This window comes from Pseudomonas sp. NFR02 (assembly GCF_900119375.1).
GTDB classification, from domain to species: domain Bacteria; phylum Pseudomonadota; class Gammaproteobacteria; order Pseudomonadales; family Pseudomonadaceae; genus Aquipseudomonas; species Aquipseudomonas paracarnis.
In genome coordinates this window covers 1,167,279-1,184,828 of the sequence record NZ_FPJJ01000001.1, presented here as the reverse complement: position 1 = coordinate 1,184,828, position 17,550 = coordinate 1,167,279, and the positions used below count along the sequence as shown (strand labels likewise).

At 61.4% G+C, this 17,550-nt stretch carries 10 protein-coding genes; 3 read left to right on the top strand and 7 right to left on the bottom strand.

Translation table 11 applies throughout. The annotated features are described in order from the left end of the window. Window positions 1–148 precede the first annotated feature (148 nt). Entirely contained in the window at window positions 149–1,558 is a 1,410-nt protein-coding gene (mapR, locus tag BT199_RS05510) for a GntR family transcriptional regulator MpaR (RefSeq protein WP_072434089.1), read from the top strand. On the opposite strand, the gene BT199_RS05505 is transcribed toward mapR, so the two are convergent. From BT199_RS05505 to tpx, 7 genes are all read right to left on the bottom strand, one after another. Continuing rightward, on the bottom strand, window positions 1,555–2,301 hold the full coding sequence (locus BT199_RS05505; RefSeq protein WP_014718690.1) for an SDR family oxidoreductase: 747 nt from the start codon (window positions 2,299–2,301) through the stop codon (window positions 1,555–1,557). The two genes, mapR and BT199_RS05505, sit on opposite strands and share 4 nt — an antisense overlap. 54 nt (window positions 2,302–2,355) lie before the next feature. Further along, complete coding sequence (locus BT199_RS05500) at window positions 2,356–4,452, bottom strand: putative bifunctional diguanylate cyclase/phosphodiesterase (protein ID WP_038450352.1); 2,097 nt, start codon at window positions 4,450–4,452, stop codon at window positions 2,356–2,358. Between the two features lie 364 nt (window positions 4,453–4,816). After that, a complete protein-coding gene (locus tag BT199_RS05495) occupies window positions 4,817–6,358 on the bottom strand; it encodes an efflux transporter outer membrane subunit (protein ID WP_081088325.1) in 1,542 nt (513 codons plus the stop codon). After that, window positions 6,355–9,462 carry an efflux RND transporter permease subunit gene (locus BT199_RS05490; RefSeq protein WP_072434088.1) on the bottom strand — a complete coding sequence of 1,036 codons (3,108 nt, stop codon included), beginning with the start codon at window positions 9,460–9,462 and terminating at the stop codon, window positions 6,355–6,357. Before BT199_RS05490 ends, BT199_RS05495 begins: the two co-directional genes overlap by 4 nt. Beyond that, a complete protein-coding gene (locus BT199_RS05485; RefSeq protein WP_014718694.1) occupies window positions 9,459–12,560 on the bottom strand; it encodes an MdtB/MuxB family multidrug efflux RND transporter permease subunit in 3,102 nt (1,033 codons plus the stop codon). Before BT199_RS05485 ends, BT199_RS05490 begins: the two co-directional genes overlap by 4 nt. Beyond that, window positions 12,557–13,855 carry an MdtA/MuxA family multidrug efflux RND transporter periplasmic adaptor subunit gene (locus BT199_RS05480; protein WP_014718695.1) on the bottom strand — a complete coding sequence of 433 codons (1,299 nt, stop codon included), beginning with the start codon at window positions 13,853–13,855 and terminating at the stop codon, window positions 12,557–12,559. The genes BT199_RS05485 and BT199_RS05480 overlap by 4 nt, the downstream gene beginning before the upstream one ends. A 232-nt stretch (window positions 13,856–14,087) precedes the next feature. Continuing rightward, a complete protein-coding gene (gene tpx / locus BT199_RS05475) occupies window positions 14,088–14,588 on the bottom strand; it encodes a thiol peroxidase (RefSeq protein ID WP_072434087.1) in 501 nt (166 codons plus the stop codon). A gap of 158 nt (window positions 14,589–14,746) precedes the next feature. Here tpx and BT199_RS05470 point away from each other — a divergent pair, with 158 nt between their 5' ends. Together BT199_RS05470 and BT199_RS05465 are read left to right on the top strand one after the other, a co-directional pair. Then, window positions 14,747–16,036, top strand: a complete 1,290-nt coding sequence (locus tag BT199_RS05470) for a glycosyltransferase (RefSeq protein ID WP_072434086.1) — start codon at window positions 14,747–14,749, stop codon at window positions 16,034–16,036. Between the two features lie 72 nt (window positions 16,037–16,108). Next, window positions 16,109–17,014, top strand: a complete 906-nt coding sequence (locus BT199_RS05465; protein ID WP_014718698.1) for an AraC family transcriptional regulator — start codon at window positions 16,109–16,111, stop codon at window positions 17,012–17,014. Window positions 17,015–17,550: the final 536 nt, after the last annotated feature.

Genomic DNA, 17,550 nt, shown 5'->3' with positions numbered 1-17,550 from the left:
TCAACAACAGAGATCAAATGTGGGAGCTGGCTTGCCTGCGAAAGCGGTAGAGCAGTAACAGATGCAGTGACTGACACACCGCCTTCGCAGGCAAGCCAGCGCCTACAATTTGCCCTGCGTACACATTCAAAAAGCTAATTAGGCCGCCATGAAACGCTACGAAAAATTTGCCGACGACATCGCAGAACTGATCCGCTCCGGCGTCCTCGGCCCCGGCCAGCGCGTGCCATCGGTGCGCTATGCCAGCCAGGCCTACGGCGTCAGCCCGTCCACCGTGTTCCAGGCCTACTACCTGCTGGAGCGTCGTGGTCTGATTCGCGCACGCCCCCGCTCTGGCTACTTCGTCAACACCCATGCGCCCAGCCCGTTTTCCGAACCGGTGGTGAGTGAGCAGGTGCATGAGTCCACCGAGGTGGGCGTGAGTGAGCTGGTGTTCTCGGTACTGGACTCCATCAAAGACCCCAACACCGTGCCCTTCGGCTCGGCCTTCCCCTGCCCCATGCTGTTCCCGCTGCCGCGCCTGGCCCGTTCCCTGGCCAGCGCCAGCCGCGAAATGGACCCACGCTTGGTGGTCACCGACATGTCGCCGGGCAACCCGCAACTGCGCCGGCAGATTGCCCTGCGCTATATGGTCGGTGGCCTGATGCTGCCGATGGAGGAGCTGTTGATCTCCAACGGTGCTCTCGAAGCGTTGAACCTGTGCCTGCAGGCCGTGACCGAACCGGGCGACCTGGTGGCCATCGAGGCGCCGGCGTTCTACGCGTGTTTGCAAGTGCTTGAACGCCTGAAGCTCAAGGCCGTGGAGATCCCGGTGCACCCGCGCGACGGTATTGACCTGAACGCCCTGGCCCAAAGCCTTGAGCGCTATCCGATCAAGGCCTGCTGGACCATGACCAGCTTCCAGAACCCCATGGGCGCTACGCTGCCTGAAGAGAAAAAACAGGCGCTGGTGGAACTGCTGCGCAGCCATCAAGTGCCGCTGATCGAAGATGACGTCTACGCCGAGCTGTACTACGGGCAACAAGCGCCTAAGCCGGCCAAGGCCTTCGATACCGAAGGGCTGGTGATGCATTGCGGCTCCTTTGCCAAGAGCCTGGCGCCGGGTTACCGAGTGGGCTGGGTCGCCGCCGGGCGCTTTGCACAGAAGGTCGAGCGGCTCAAGTTGATGACCTCGTTATGCCCGTCGATGCCGGCCCAGGCGGCAATTGCCGACTACCTGCAACACGGCGGCTATGACCGCCACCTGCGCAAACTGCGCTACGCCCTGGAAGAACAGCAAAGCGCCATGCTCGCGGCTATCGCTCGCTACTTCCCGGCCCAGACACGGGTCAGCCAGCCGGCGGGGGGCTATTTCCTGTGGTTGGAATTGCCGGAGCAGACCGACTCGCTGAAGTTGTTCCAGATGGCCTTGGCCCAGGGCATCAGCATTGCCCCGGGACCGATCTTTTCCGCAACTCAGCGGTTCAGAAACTGCATACGCTTGAACTATGGCAGCCCGTGGAACGAGGCATCGGAAAAGGCCATGGAGACATTAGGGCGGATTGTGCGATCGTTTTAACGGCCGCCCCCCAAGTCGATAAACGTTCCGGTGGAATACGATGCCTTGTCCGACAGTAACCAGATAATCGCCTCCGCCACTTCATCCGGACGCCCGCCGCGCGCCATCGGGATGCCGGACTCCAGCTTGCTGACTCGGTCCGGGTCGCCGCTCAGGGCATGGAAATCGGTAAAGATATAGCCTGGGCGCACGGCGTTGACGCGAATGCCCTCGCCCGCCACCTCCTTCGACAACCCCAGGGTAAAGGTATCCAGCGCGCCCTTGGAGGCGGCGTAGTCGACATACTCACCCGGCGAGCCCAGCCGCGCCGCCACCGAGGACACGTTGACGATACTGCCGCCCTGCCCGCCATGCCGGGGCGACATGCGTAACACCGCGTGCTTGGCACACAGAATCGGGCCCAGCACATTGGTCTTGAGGATTTTGAGGATACGAAACTCGGACATCTCGTCGACCCGCGATTTTTGCCCCACGGTACCGGCATTATTGACCAGCGCAGTGACACGCCCCAATTCGGCATCCACACGATTGAACAGCGCAATCACCTCATCTTCGATGCTGACATCGGCGCGCACCGCGATGGCCTGTGCTCCGAGGCCGCGCACTTGTTCAAGCACAGCATGGGCAGCCTTCTCGTCCGACTGATAATTAATGCAGATGCGATAACCTTCGCGAGCGGCCAGCAAGGCCGTCTCGGCGCCAATCCCTCGGCTGCCCCCGGTGATGATGACGACTTTGTCCATGGCTGCGGTCTCCTGATTCAACCTGATGTTTAGGGTTGGATCCAAGAATACCCGTCACTCTGGGCGTTTGTCAGGCACTGCTGCCTGTTCGGCACTGCGGATATTGGTCATGAAGCTGTCGGCCGGCAATGGATGCCCCAACAGATAGCCTTGCAAGGAATCACACCCCAGGCGGGTAAGGAAATTTTGCTGCGCATCGGTTTCCACGCCTTCGGCGACAATCCGTAAGTCCAGAGCCTGGCCGAGGGCCACGATGGCCGAGACGATGGCGGCGTCGTCGCTGTCGTGTTCCAGGTCACGTACAAAGCCGCGGTCGATCTTCAACTCATTGGCCGGCAGGCGCTTGAGGTACATGAGGCTGGAGTACCCGGTGCCAAAGTCATCGATAGACAGGTCCACACCCATGTCCGACAGTTGCTGCAATACCTTCATGCTCGCGTCGGCATCGCTCATGGCGGTGGTCTCGGTGATCTCCAGCGTGAGGCTGTTGGCCGGTAATTGGTGACGCTCCAGCGCGGCCGCTACGCTGTTGACCAACCCGGCGTGGCAGAACTGCAACGCCGAGAGGTTTACGGCAATGCGCCAGTGCTCATAACCCTGTGCGTACCACAGGCTCATCTGGCGACAAGCTTCATCGAGTACCCATTCGCCGATGGGGATGATCAGCCCGGTTTTCTCCGCCAGTGCAATAAACGTAGCGGGCATCAACAAGCCTTGTTGCGGATGCTCCCAGCGCAACAGCGCCTCGGCCCCCACGGCAAGACCGCTGACGGCGTCGAACTTGGGTTGGTAGTGCAAACGAAATTGCCCCTGCTCCAGGGCATTGCGCAGGTCCTGCAGCAATTGCAGTTGTTTGCGCGCATTGGTGTTCATCGACACATCGAAGAAGCTGTAGCCGTTCTTGCCCATGCCCTTGGCGTGATACATCGCCGCGTCGGCGTTCATCAGCAGTTCCTGAGGACTATTACCGTTACCGGGGAACATGGCGATACCGACGCTGGCTGAGATCTGCAACTCATGCTCGGCCACCGTGAAGGTGCGGTTGATCAGGCTCACCTGGCGCTCGGCCAAGCCCATGGCATCGTCGGGCTGGGTGAGTTGCACCAGCAATACGAACTCATCGCCGCCGATACGGGCCAGGGTGTCCTGGCTGCGCAAGTCCTCACGCAAGCGCAAGCCGACCTCGCGCAGTAACTGGTCGCCCAAGTGATGACCAAAGGCATCGTTGACCGGCTTGAAGCCATCCAGGTCGATAAACATCAAGGCAAAGCAACCGCCCCGCTCGTTCACCGCCTGGATGCCTTGTTGAATGCGATCAGCCAACAACGTGCGATTGGGCAGGCCGGTGAGCATGTCATGCAGGGCCAGGTGAGTAAGTTCCTGATTGGCCAGGGTCAGGGAATCGGCGAGTACGGCGGTGCGCGCTTCCAGGCGCGCATCCAGCACCGAGGTCAAGAGCGCAATGACCAGCACCGCCAGCGAAGTGACCAAGACCAGGTTATCCAGGCCCTTGCCGCTCAGGCCGGTCAATGCGGCGCCGCAGAAGCTGCCATCGGCAAAGCGCGCCGCAGCCATCCCGGTGTAGTGCATCCCCACGATGGCCACGCCCATCACGACGGCGGCGCCACCCCGTGCCAGCCGCACATAAGGTGTGTTGCGCCGCAGGTTGAAGGCGATCCACAGGGCGGCGCCGGAAGCCACCACCGCGATCACCAACGAAGCGCCAAATAAGGTCGGGTCGTAATCAATGCCGGGTGTCATGCGCATCGCGGCCATGCCGGTGTAATGCATGCTGGCAATTCCAGCGCCCATTACCAACGCCCCGAATGCCAGTTGCCAGACCGGCAAGCGTGGCTGGCTGACCAGCCATAACGCGAAACCACTGGATAGCACGGCGATCAACAGCGAAAACAGGGTAATGCCTACCTCAAACCCGAGGGCAAACGGCAGGCGCAGGGCCAACATCCCGATAAAGTGCATGGACCAGATGCCCACGCCCATCGCCACTGCGCCGCCAGTGATCCATAGGTATACAGCCCGCCCCTTGGCGGTCGCGATACGCCCGGCCAGGTCCAAGGCCGTGTAGGACGCCAGGATGGCCACGCACAGGGAAATCACGACAAGGGAGGTTGAATAGCTACCGATCAACATAGGTTTTCTCGCTGGCGACGGGGCGAAAAAGCCCGTGCCGGGTGGCAAAGCGGGCGATTGTAGCGAGTATGAATCCGAGGCAGGTGATTAATTAATCAGTTGGCCATTAGTGAGTTTTTGGCGTCAATCGGATGGCTTCGCCAGGCTGTTTTCAACGACGTCATGGACATCAAAATGTGGCCTGCGCAGATCCCCTGTGGGAGCGGGCTTGCCCGCGAAGGCGGTGTGTCAGTCACCGCAACTACTACTGCACTAACGCTATCGCAGGCAAGCCAGCTCCCACAGGGTACTGTGCTTAACTGACTGGCATTGGGGCAAGCCCACACAGTTGATCTTGCTCCCCCAGGATGCGCGGCGCATCCGGTTACTCCTTTTCGGCCAGGGAGGTCTGGCCGTCCCAGCCTCCGCCCAACGCTGCAATCAATTGCACACTCGCCACCAGGCGCGATTGCAGCAAGGTCAGCACGGTGCGCTCGTTGCTCAAGGCCGTTGCCTGCACCGTGACCACATCCAGATAGGCAATCAACCCGGCCTTGTATTGGTTTTCGGTCAAGCGCAAGGATTCACGCGCCGATTCCAGCGCTTCATTGCTGACCACCGCCTCATCGGCGAGCACCTTGAGCTGGACCATGTAGTTTTCCACCTCACGGAAACCGTCCAGCACGGTCTGGCGGTACTTGGCCACGGTCTCGTCATAGCTGGCCACGCTGCGGTCGACTTCCGCCGAGCGCTGGCCGCCATCGAACAGGGTCATGGCCAGTTTCGGCCCCACCGACCAGAAGCGGTTCGGCAGGCTGATCCAATCTTCATAAGTGCTGCTGGAATAGCCGCCCTGCAGGCTCAGGCTGAGGTCCGGGTAATAGGCCGCCTTGGCCACGCCGATATTGGCGTTGGCGGCGATCACCGAGCGTTCGGCCGAGGCAATATCGGGGCGACGCTCCAGCAGTTGGGACGGCAGGCTCACCGGTATTTGCGGTAGCGCCGGAATATCTTTGCTCACCGCCAGATTGAAGTTGGCCGGGGCTTCGCCAATCAGCACGGCTATGGCGTTTTCCAGCTGGGCGCGTTGCCAGATCAAGTCGATCAGGCTGGCCTGGGTGGTCTTGAGCTGGGTTTGCGCCTGGGCAATGGCGTCCTTGCCGGCCACACCGGCGCGGTATTGGTTTTCGGTCATTTTCAATGAACGCTGGTAGGTGTCCAGCGTGGCTTGCAGCAGCCGCGTCTGTTCGTCCATGACCCTCAGTTGCAGGTAGCTTTGCACCAGTTCGGACTGCTGGCTCAGACGCATTGCGGCCAAGTCGGCCGAGCTTGCCTCGGCGCTGGCTTCGTTGGCCTCCAGACCACGGCGCAACTTGCCCCAGATATCGGCTTCCCAGCTCACACCCAACTGGGCATTGAGGGTGTCGCGGATACCACTGCTGGAGCTGCTGAGGCTGGCGCTGCTGCTGCCGGTGCCCTGGCTGGCGCGGGTTTTACCCACGCTCAGGTCAACGCTGGGGTAAAACGCCCCGCGTGAGCTGCGCACCAGCGCCTTTGCCTGACGAAAACGCGCTTCGGCCTGGGCGACGGTCTGGTTGGACGCGTTGAGGCGCACCACCAGGTCATTGAGTTGTCGGTCACCGTACAGCTCCCACCAGGCGCCGCGGGCCAGGGAGTCGCTCGGATTGGCCTGGCGCCAGCCCTGGGCCTCCTTGAACTGCACCGGCTCGATGACGTCCGGGCGTTTGTAGTCAGGGCCGATGGCGCAGGCGCTGAGCAACATGGCCAAGCCCACTGTAGGAGCAAGCTTGCTCGCGAAGACTGCCAACGTTAACGCGTTCATTCTGGATGAGCGCGGCGTCTGGGCCTTTTTCGCGAGCAAGCTCGCTCCTACAGAGGTCGCAGGGGCGTTGGTTGAGTCGGTCATAGCGCAGTGTCCAGGGCAGCATCGGTACGCACGCCGCGCCAGGCGTTGAAGCGATGGCGCGCGCGGTCCAGGTAAAGGTAAACCACCGGGGTGGTGTAAAGGGTCAGGATCTGGCTGAACACCAGGCCGCCAATAATGGTCAGGCCCAACGGGTGGCGCATTTCCGCGCCATCACCACTGCCGAGCAGCAACGGCAAGGCACCGAGGATCGCGGCCAGGGTGGTCATCAGGATCGGCCGCAGGCGCAACAGGCAGGCGCTGCGGATCGACTCCAGCGGGCTCATGCCATCGTTGCGCTCCAGTTGCAGCGCCAGGTCGATCATCAGGATCGCGTTTTTCTTCACCACGCCGATCAACAGGAACAAGCCCAGCAAGGAGATCAGGCTGAACTCGCCGCCCAGCAGGTAAATCGCAAGCAACGCGCCGACACCGGCCGACGGCAGCGTCGACAGGATGGTCAGCGGGTGAATGTAGCTTTCATACAGAATACCCAGCACCAGGTACACCGCCACCAGCGCGCCGAGAATCATGAACGGCTGGCCTTTCTGGGTCGCGGCGAACGCATCGGCAGTACCGGCCATCTTGGCGATCACGTCCTCGGGCAACCCGACTTTGGCAATCGCCCGCTCGATAGCCGCCGTGCCCTGCTCCACCGTGACCCCGGGTGCCATGTCGAAGGCGATATTCTCCGAAGCGAACTGGCCTTCATGGCTGACGCGATCGTCGGCCAGACTGTTCTCATAGTGGGCAATGGTCGACAACGGCACCCGTGCGCCGTCGGCAGTGATCACCTGCATCTGGTTGAGGGTGATCGGGTCCTGGGCGTATTTGGGGTTGACCTCCATCACCACCTGGTACTGGTTGAGGCTGTCGTAAATGGTAGAAATCTGCCGCTGGCTGTAAGCGTTGTTGAGCACCGCCGTGACCATGTCCATGTCGATGCCCAGGCGCTTGGCCTGGTCGCGGTCGACAATCAACGTCACCTGGGCCGCGCCGCGGCCTTCGCGGGCGTCGATAGCGGTCAGCTCCGGCAACTCACGCATCGCCGCAACCACTTTCGGGTACCACAGGCGCAACGCGGCCAGGTCGCCGCTTTGCAGGATGTAGGAATATTGCGCGCTGGTCTGGTCGCGGCCGCCCCCGAACTGCAGGTCCTGGTCGGCCATCAGGAACAAGCGCCCGCCCGGCACCAGCGGCACCTCCTTGCGCAGGCGCTCGATCACCGCCTGGGCGGAAATTTTGCGTTCGCCGATCGGCTTGAGGCGTACCAGCATCACCGCATTGTTAGTGCCTTGGTTGCCACCGATAAAGCCGGCCACGCTGAGCACCGCCGGGTCCTTGAGCACCGCCTGGCGAAAGATCTCCATCTTCGGCTGCATCACGCTGAACGACAGGCCATCGTCGCCGCGCACAAAACCGATCAACTGGCCGGTGTCCTGCTGGGGCATGAAGGTTTTGGGCACCACCACGTACAGCGCGATATTCACGCCCACGGTGATCAACAGGCTGAGCAAGGTCAGGCGCCGATGGCGCAGCACCCAGTCCAGGCTGGTGGCGTAGCCGGCGACCATGCGGTCGTTGACCTTCTGGCTCCAGCGCTGCAAACCGGTCTGCCGATCCTTGACGTGGGGCTTGAGCCAGCGGGCGCACAGCATGGGCGTCAAGGTCAGCGAGACAATCAGCGAAACGATGATCGCCGCCGACAAGGTGATCGAAAACTCACGGAACAGGTTAGTGACGATCCCGCCCATGAACAGGATGGACAGGAACACCGCCACCAGCGACACGTTCATCGAGAGCAAAGTAAAGCCGACTTCCTGAGCGCCCAGGTACGCAGCTTTCATCGGTGGCACGCCGTCGTCGATGTGCCGGGAAATGTTCTCCAGCACCACGATGGCATCGTCCACCACCAGCCCGGTGGCGAGGATCAGCGCCATCAGCGAGAAGTTGTTCAGAGAAAACCCGTACAGGTACATCACCGCGAAGGTGCCCACCAGCGATACCGGCACCGCCAGGGTCGGGATCAACGAAGCGCGGAAGTTGCCCAGGAACAGGTACACCACCAGGATCACCAGCCCTACAGCGATCAGCAAGGTCATTTCCGCCTCATGCAGGGTGGCGGTAATCACGGGCGAGCGGTCCATGGCCAGGCTGAGCTTGACGCTGGACGGCAACACCGCCTGCAACGCCGGTAACTGCGCCTTGATCTGCCGCACGGTTTCGATGATGTTGGCGCCGGACTGGCGGTTGATCACCAGCAACACCGCCGAATCATTGTTGAAGAAGCCGCTGTTGTAGCGGTCTTCCACGCCATCAGTGATCTTCGCCACGTCCTTGAGGCGCAGAGCGGCGCCATCCTGGTAGCGAATCAGCAGGGGCTCATAATCCTTGGCTTTTTCCAGCTGGTCGTTGGCCTGGATCTGCCAGTTGCGCTCGCTGTCTTCCAAGGAGCCCTTGGGCCGGCGCTGGTTGGCATTGGCGATGGTGTTGCGCACATCGTCCAGGGCGACGCCGTACTGATCGAGGGCCTTGGGTTCCAGCTCGATGCGCACCGCCGGCAGCGAACTGCCGCCGATCTGCACTTCGCCCACGCCCGGCACCTGGGACAGGCTCTGGGACAGGATGGTCGAGGCCAGGTCGTACAACTGGCCCTTCTGCAGCACGTCAGAGGTCAGCGACAGCACCATGATCGGCGCCTGGGACGGGTTGATCTTCTTGTAGGTGGGCATGCTGCGCATACCGCTGGGCAGCAGGTTGCGCGACGCGTTGATGGCCGCCTGCACTTCCCGCGCCGCCCCGTTGATGTCGCGGTCGGAATCGAACGCCAGAATCACCCGGGTTGAGCCCTGGCTCGACGAACTGCTCATGGTGGTGATACCGGCAATCGCGCCGAACGAGCGCTCCAGCGGCGTGGCCACCGTGGACGCCATCACCTCGGGGCTGGCACCGGGCAAGCTGGCCGACACCACGATCACCGGGAAGTCGATCTGCGGCAGCGGCGACACCGGCAGCAAGTTGAAGCTGACGCCACCGAGCAACATGATCGCCAGGCTCAGCAGCATGGTCGCTACAGGCCGGCTAATGAAAGGTCCGGACAGGTTCATGGCTCAACCGGCTCCAGGCGTTGCGGCTCTTTGCGCCAGCGACGGCCAAGACGATCGAAGTACAGGTAGATCACTGGCGTGGTGAACAGCGTCAACACCTGGCTCACCAGCAAGCCACCGACCATCACCAGGCCCAGGGGCTGGCGCAGTTCGGCGCCGGAACCGCTGGCGAGCATCAACGGCACCGCACCGAACAACGCGGCCAGGGTGGTCATCAAAATTGGCCGGAAGCGCAACAGCGCCGCCTGGTAGATCGCCGTCTGCGGGTCCAGGCCCTGGTTGCGTTCGGCGTCGAGGGCGAAGTCGATCATCATGATCGCGTTCTTTTTCACGATACCGATCAGCAGGATGATGCCGATGATCGCAATCATGCCCAGGTCATTGCCACTGAGCAGCAACGCCAGCAAGGCCCCCACCGCCGCCGATGGCAAGGTCGAGAGGATGGTGATCGGGTGGATATAGCTCTCATAGAGCACACCGAGCACGATGTACATGGTGACCACCGCCGCCAGGATCAACAGCAAGGTGCTCGACAACGAGGCTTCGAACGCCTGGGCCGCACCCTGGAACTGGGTTTGCACGCCCACCGGCATGCCAATGTCCTTCTGGGTCTGGTTGATCAGCTCCACGCCTTTGCCCAGCGCCACGCCGGGCGCCAGGTTGAACGACATCATCACCGCCGGGAACTGGCCGATATGGGCAATCGCCAACTGCGCCTGGCGCTGCTCCACATGGGCCAGGCTCGACAGCCGCACCTGGCCACCGTCGGTGGTTTTCACATGGATCTGGTTGAGGGCCGCCGGGCCGAGGGTTTCGCCGGACTGGGCCTGCAACACCACCCGGTACTGGCTGGCCTGGGTGTAGATGGTGGAAATCTGGCGCTGGCCGAAGGCGTCATACAACGCGTCGGTAATGGTCGAGACACTCACGCCCAGGCGCGAGGCCGCGTCGCGGTCTATCACCAGGTACACCTGCAAGCCTTTGTCCTGAAGGTCGCTGGCGACGTCGGTGAGTTCCGGCAACTGGCTGAGGGCGTGTACCAGCTTGCCGCTCCACAACGCCAGCAACTCGGCGTCCGGGGAGGACATGCTGAACTGGTACTGGGTACGGCTGACGCGGTCTTCGATGGTGAGGTCCTGCACCGGCTGCATGAACAGGCGGATGCCCACCAGCTTGTCGATTTGCGGTTGCAGGCGGGTGATCACCTCGGCTGCGCTCAAATCGCGCTGGCCGTGGGCCTTGAGATTGATCAACAAGCGGCCGCTGTTGAGGGTGGCGTTATCGCCGTCCACGCCAATGTAGGACGACAGGCTCTCGACCGCCGGGTCGGCAAGGATGATCTTCGCCAACTCCTGCTGGCGTTGGCTCATCGCCGCAAAGGAAATCGACTGCGGCGCTTCGGAAATACCCTGGATCACGCCGGTGTCCTGCACCGGGAAAAAGCCCTTGGGCACCACCAGGTACAGCACTACCGTAAGCCCCAGGGTGGCGATCGCCACCAGCAACGTCAGCGGCTGGTGCTTGAGCACCCATTGCAGCTTGCGGCCGTAGGCTTCGATCAACCAGTCAATCCAGGCGCCGCTGGCTTTGTAGAAGCGGCCCTGCTCTTCCTCCTTGGGTTCGCGCTTGAGCAGGCGCGCGCACATCATGGGCGTGAGGGTCAGGGACACTACCAGGGAAATCAGGATCGCCACTGCCAGGGTGATGGCGAACTCACGGAACAGCCGCCCGACCACGTCGGCCATGAACAGCAAAGGGATCAACACCGCGATCAACGACAGCGTCAGGGACACCAGGGTGAAACCGATCTGCTTGGCGCCCTTGAGCGCGGCCGCCATCGGCGTCTCGCCTTCCTCGATATAGCGCGAGATGTTCTCCAGCATCACGATCGCGTCGTCCACCACAAACCCGGTGGCGATGGTCAGGGCCATCAGCGTCAGGTTATTGATGGAGAATCCGGCCAGGTACATCACACCAAAGGTGCCCACCAGGGACAGCGGCACGGCGATGGACGGAATGATCGTAGCGCTGACCCGGCGCAGGAACAGGAACGTCACCATGACCACCAGGGCAATGGCGATCAGAAGCTCGTGCTGTACGTCTTTGACCGAGGCGCGGATGGTCTGGGTGCGGTCGGTGAGCACCGTCACGTCCAGGCCGGCCGGCAGGTTGTCGGTGATGCTCGGCAGGAGGGCCTTGATGCGGTCCACCACCTCGATCACGTTGGCGCCCGGCTGGCGCTGGATATTGAGCAACACGGCCTGGTTCTCATTGGCCCAGGCGGCGAGGCGTTCGTTTTCGGCACCGTCGACAATCTGCGCCACATCCTTGAGCCGCAGCGGAGCGCCATTGTTGTAGGCCAGGATCAGTTCGGCATATTGCTCGGGCGAGACCAACTGGTCGTTGGCGTCGAGCATCGACACGCGGGTGGGGCCGTCGAAGTTGCCCTTGGGCTGGTTGACGTTGGAGGCGGCGATCAGGGCGCGCACGTCCGAGAGGTTCAAGCCATTGGCCGCCAGGGCCTCGGGGTTGACCTTGATGCGCACGGCCTGGCGCTGGCCACCGGCGATGCTGACCATGCCGACGCCGCTGATCTGCGCGATTTTCTGCGCCATGCGCGTGTCGACCAAATCATTGAGCTTGGGCAGCAACATGGTCTTGGAGGTAATTGCCAGGGTCAGCACCGGGGTGTCCGCCGGGTTGACCTTGTTGTATACCGGCGGCGCCGGCAAATCCTTGGGCAACAGGTTGGTGGCGGCGTTGATCGCGGCCTGCACCTGTTGCTCGGCGACATCCATATTGATGTCGAGGTTGAAACGCAGGGTCAGCACCGACGCGCCGCCGGAGCTGGTGGACGCCATCTGGGTCAGCCCGGGCATCTGCCCGAACTGACGCTCCAGCGGTGCGGTGACCGCACTGGTCATCACGTCGGGGCTGGCGCCGGGGTACAGGGTCATCACCCGGATAGTCGGGTAATCCACCTGGGGCAACGCCGATACCGGCAGCAGGCGGTACGAAATGATGCCGGCCAGGACAATGGCCAGCATGCTCAGCGTGGTGGCGACCGGGCGAAGGATGAACAGGCGCGACAGGTTCATGAACCGACCTTTTGCGCCTTGCCGGCGTCTGCCCCGGTCTCCCCTTTAGCTGCGGGCTTGCCTTGCAGGTGTTCGGTCGGCGTGGTCGGCACCTCGCTGCTGGCGTTGACCACTTCGATCTCGCTACCGTCCTTGAGGCGATCGGTGCCTTCCAGCACCACGCGGTCGCCAGCGACCAGGCCCTCTTTGATCACGGTGTTTTCGCCATCGGTATCCCCCACCACCAGCGGCTGGACCTTGACCTTCTTGTCACCGTCGAGCTTATAGACAAAGGTGCCATTGTTGCCGAACTGAATCGCCGCAGAGGGTGCCAGCACCACGTTCTTCAAGGTATCGGCCAGCAGGTGCACATTGACGAACTGGTTGGGGAACAGCGCCTGGTCCTTGTTATCGAAACGCGCCTTGAACTTCAGGGTGCCGGTGGTGACGTCAATCTGGTTGTCCAGGCTTTGCAGTACACCGACCGCCTGTTTTTTCACGTCGCTACGGTCCCAGGCTTCCACGGGCAACTTGTTACCGGCGTGGTAACGGGCCAGCACGGTTTCCAGGGTATTTTCCGGCAGGGTGAAGGCCACGCTGATTGGCTGGGTCTGGGTGATCACCGCGAGGGCGGTAGTGTCGTTGGCCGCAACCAGGTTGCCGACGTCAAGCTGGCGCAAACCGACGCGGCCGCTGATGGGCGCACGGATCTTGGTGAATTCCAGGTTGAGCTTGGCATCGTCCACCGCGCCCTGGTTGGTCTTGACCGTACCCTGGTACTGCAACACCAGCGCTTCGGCGGTGTCCAGGGTCTGCTTGGCGATACTGTCCTGGGCGTACAGGTCGCGATAACGCTGTACATCGACCTGGGCGTTCTTCAACTGGGCCTGGTTTTGCAGCAAGGTGCCCTGGGCCTGGAGCAAGGCGTTCTGGTAGCTGCGCGGGTCGATTTCTGCCAGCAGGTCACCGGCCTTGACCATCTGCCCTTCCTCGAAGGCGATCTTGACCAACTCGCCGCCCACCCGGCTGCGCACATTAATGGTGTTCAGTGCAGTGACCGTCCCCAGGGCCTTGTAGTACACCGGAAACTCCCCCAGCACCGCCGGCGCCACACGCACCGGTACCGGCCCGGTGGAACCACCGAAGCCTGGGCGCGCCATGCCGGTCTTGCCCGTGTGTCCCGCCGGAGCATCTTTATGGGCCGCGCCACTGGGCCAGAATTTCCAGCACAGGCCGGCGATAACCAGCAGCACGAGCAGGCCAAACAGCCAGCGGCGGGAGTTGCGGGAGGAGGATTGCATGGAGTGATCAACCATTGGGGGTGAGAGCTTCTTCTTCGGGAGGCTGAAAGATAAGCACTGGGGTGCGTTTAGAAAAGCACCTTTACCGGCTATTTACCTTAGGCTTACAACGTTTAACTTTTTGATCTTAGTCCACCGGCTATTTCGCTAAGCCGCTGACGCTCAAATAAAAACGGCCTGGACTAGGCCAGGCCGCAATCATGCATCATACGTGTTACTGCCAAACGACAGTCATACGTAGAAACAGTTACTTCAACACAGCCAGGGCGGCGTCGTAGTTTGGCTCTTCAGCGATTTCCTTGACCAACTCGCTGTGCAGCACGTTGTCGTTTTCATCCAGCACCACGACAGCGCGAGCGGTCAGGCCCTGCAGCGGGCCGTCAGCGATGGAAACACCATAGTCGACGGCGAAGTCGGCATTGCGGAAATCCGACAGGTTCTTAACGTTTTCCAGGCCTTCGGAACCACAGAAACGCGCTTGGGCGAATGGCAGGTCGGAGGAGATGCACAGCACCACGGTGTTGGCCACATCGTTGGCCTGGGCGTTGAACTTGCGCACCGAAGTGGCGCAGGTTGGGGTGTCAACGCTTGGGAAGATGTTCAGCACTTTGCGCTTGCCGGCAAAGGTAGCCAGGGTGGCGTTGGACAGATCGCCGGCGGTCAGGGTGAAGTCTGCAGCTTTGGCGCCGACTTTCGGCAATTGGCCTTCAACCTGGACCGTGTTGCCTTTAAGGGTGACTTGAGCCATGAACGGAATCCTTATGCTGGGTTTGGTTAAACGAATTCGAGAGGCGGAAGTTAACCACAAAGTGCCGAAGCTACCTACCGCCAGACACAAATTGTCATGTCCTGAGGTTGTGGTTTAATTGCGCGCTTTGCGCCTGCCCTTCAAGGAAACCTTCGTCGATGAATCAGCCCGCCACCAAAGTCCTGGTCATTGGCTACGTCTGGCCCGAGCCCCGCTCCTCGGCAGCGGGCGGGCATATGATGCAAATCCTTGAGAGCTTTCTTACGCAAGGTTGGGACATTACCTTCAGCAGCCCGGCCACCATTGGCGAGCACAAGGCCGACTTGCCGGCACTCGGGATCGCCGAACGCGCCATCGAACTGAATAACAGCAGTTTCGACGACTTTATTCGCGAACTGGCCCCGGATATCGTGCTGTTCGACCGTTTCATGATGGAGGAGCAATTCGGCTGGCGCGTAGAACAATGCTGCCCCGACGCCCTGCGCGTGCTGGAAACCTCCGACCTGCAAAGCCTGCGCGACGCCCGCCACCAGCGTTTCAAAGAACAAGTAAAAGCCAACCCCGACAGCGACGACTTCAGCGCCCTGTTCGCGCCGGCGCTGGAGGACGAATTCCAGCGCATGGCCGATACCGACCTGGCCAAGCGCGAAATCGCCGCGATTTACCGCTGCGACATCAGCCTGATGATCTCCGACGTGGAAATCCGCCTGCTCACCGAACAGTTCAAGGTGCCTGCCGCCCTGCTCCACTGGTGCCCCTTGATGCTGCAACCGCCCACTGCAGCCTTTGCGCCCTTTGAAGACCGTGCGCATTTCCTCAGCATCGGCAACTTCCGCCACGCGCCCAATTGGGACGCAGTGCTGTGGATGAAGCACAGCCTGTGGCCGCTGATCCGCCAACAGTTGCCGGGCGCGCAGTTGCACATCTACGGCGCCTACACCCCGCCCAAAGCCACCGCCCTGCACAACCCGGCACAGGGTTTTCATGTGATGAACTGGGCCGAAGATGCCTTGCAAGTCATGACGGCGGCGCGTATTTGCCTGGCGCCACTGCGCTTTGGCGCCGGCATCAAGGGCAAGTTGGTGGACGCCATGCTGTGCGGCACACCCAATGTCACCACCCCGATCGGCGCCGAAGCCATGGGCGATGACCAGCCCTGGCCCGGCGAGATCGCACAGGACGCCCCGGCCCTGGCCGCCGCTGCCGTGGCCCTTTACCAAAACCGCGAGCGCTGGACTCAAGCCCAGGAGCATGGGCGCCAACTCCTGGCCCGACGCTATGACCAGGACGTGCACGGGCCCGCCTTGGTGGAATGCCTGGAACGTTGCCGCAGCAGCCTCGCCGCCCATCGCCGGGACAACTTCACCGGCAGCATGCTGCGCCATCACGCGCATAAAAGTACCCAGTACATGTCCCAGTGGATCGAGGCCAAAAACCGCACCCTATAAACACTGCTGCTGGCGAGGTCGCGCGCGACGGGGCATTATCCTACGCAGCGACCACAATAAAGCGACGGCAGCATGACCCGAGCAACGCGCATCACCGACCCTTCCTACGAACTGATGGACGACCACAACGGCCTGTCCATCATCTATCGTCAGCATGGCTTCCCCTGCCCGTTGGTGCGCTGGCACTTCCACAAGGAATACGAACTGCACCTGATCGTCGCCAGCTCCGGCAAGGTGTTTATCGGCGACTACATCGGCAACTTCTACCCGGAAAGCCTGTTCCTCACCGGCCCCAACCTGCCCCATAACTGGATCAGCCAGGTGGAGGAAGATGAAGTGGTGCCCAAGCGTGACATGCTGGTGAACTTCACCGATGAGTTGTTCGAACACGGCAGCCACATCTTCACCGAACTCAAAAGCCTGGCGCCGCTGCTTGAACGTGCGCAATACGGCATCGAATTTCGCTGCAAAAAAACCATCGCCAACGCCATGACCCTGATGCAACGCATCGAAGACGCCCAAGGCATGGCACGCCTGGGGCACTTCTTTATCTTGCTGGAGGTGTTGAGCGCCTGTGAGGACTACCAGTTACTGTCCGGCGTCACCACGCCACAGCAAGCCGACGAACACAGCATCGACCGCACCAACCGCGCAGTGGACTACATCTTTGCCCACTACGCCCGAGAGCTGCCGTTGGAAGAAGTGGCGGAGTACCTGGGGATGAAGCCGACGTATTTTTCCAGGGTGTTCAAACAGGCGACCGGGCGGACTTTTATTGAATTCGTCAATCGGCTGCGCATCAGCAAGTCCTGTGAATTGCTGGCCGATGGGGACAAGGCCGTGACGGATGTGTGCTTTGAGTCGGGGTTTAATAATATTTCCAACTTTAATCGGCGGTTTCAGCAGCTTAAGGGGATGACGCCGTCTCACTATCGGCGGTTGGCGGTGCAGCGGCTGACTGAGCAGAATTTGGCTTGAGGTTGATCGTTCATCTAGGTGGTGGGAAACAGAAACGTCTTACAAGGCTTTGAGGTTGCCCCTAGGACACTCGATCTCTAGTCTCCGTACACCGCTGCACAGGCAGCGTCGGGCGTCGCGGCCCGGTTTAATCAGATGCAAAGTGCCATTTCCGCTTTTAGTCGGCGTTTTTTTATCGTCTACTGTGCGGCTTCATGGTGGCTGTGCGCGGGATACCTTCGGGTATGCCGGTTTCCTGATTCCGGTCCGCGAACCTGCGTACGGCTACCACCCCATAGCGTCGCGGCGAAAGGGTGGCAGCTCCACTTAAATCAGGAGTTTCACCATGATCAAACCCACCCCAAATCCCCCAAACGATCCAGCACCCAGCGTGCTATTCACCGTTAAAGACGGCATCGATCGTTGCCGCGCTCCGCGTGGGCATGCATTCCGTGACGCTCTGCATCACTCGGGGACGCAGAGCGTCCCAAGCGGCGTTACCACGCGGAGCGTGGGAACGATCAAGCGTTAAGCACTGCACTGAGGATCGTTCCCGC

Bases quoted from the DNA above. Each gene is read 5' to 3' on its own strand.
- mapR (WP_072434089.1), top strand. From the start codon at position 149: ATGAAACGCTACGAAAAATTTGCCGACGACATCGCAGAACTGATCCGC.
- BT199_RS05505 (WP_014718690.1), bottom strand. From the start codon at position 2,301: ATGGACAAAGTCGTCATCATCACCGGGGGCAGCCGAGGGATTGGCGCC.
- BT199_RS05500 (WP_038450352.1), bottom strand. From the start codon at position 4,452: ATGTTGATCGGTAGCTATTCAACCTCCCTTGTCGTGATTTCCCTGTGC.
- BT199_RS05495 (WP_081088325.1), bottom strand. From the start codon at position 6,358: ATGACCGACTCAACCAACGCCCCTGCGACCTCTGTAGGAGCGAGCTTG.
- BT199_RS05490 (WP_072434088.1), bottom strand. From the start codon at position 9,462: ATGAACCTGTCCGGACCTTTCATTAGCCGGCCTGTAGCGACCATGCTG.
- BT199_RS05485 (WP_014718694.1), bottom strand. From the start codon at position 12,560: ATGAACCTGTCGCGCCTGTTCATCCTTCGCCCGGTCGCCACCACGCTG.
- BT199_RS05480 (WP_014718695.1), bottom strand. From the start codon at position 13,855: ATGGTTGATCACTCCATGCAATCCTCCTCCCGCAACTCCCGCCGCTGG.
- tpx (WP_072434087.1), bottom strand. From the start codon at position 14,588: ATGGCTCAAGTCACCCTTAAAGGCAACACGGTCCAGGTTGAAGGCCAA.
- BT199_RS05470 (WP_072434086.1), top strand. From the start codon at position 14,747: ATGAATCAGCCCGCCACCAAAGTCCTGGTCATTGGCTACGTCTGGCCC.
- BT199_RS05465 (WP_014718698.1), top strand. From the start codon at position 16,109: ATGACCCGAGCAACGCGCATCACCGACCCTTCCTACGAACTGATGGAC.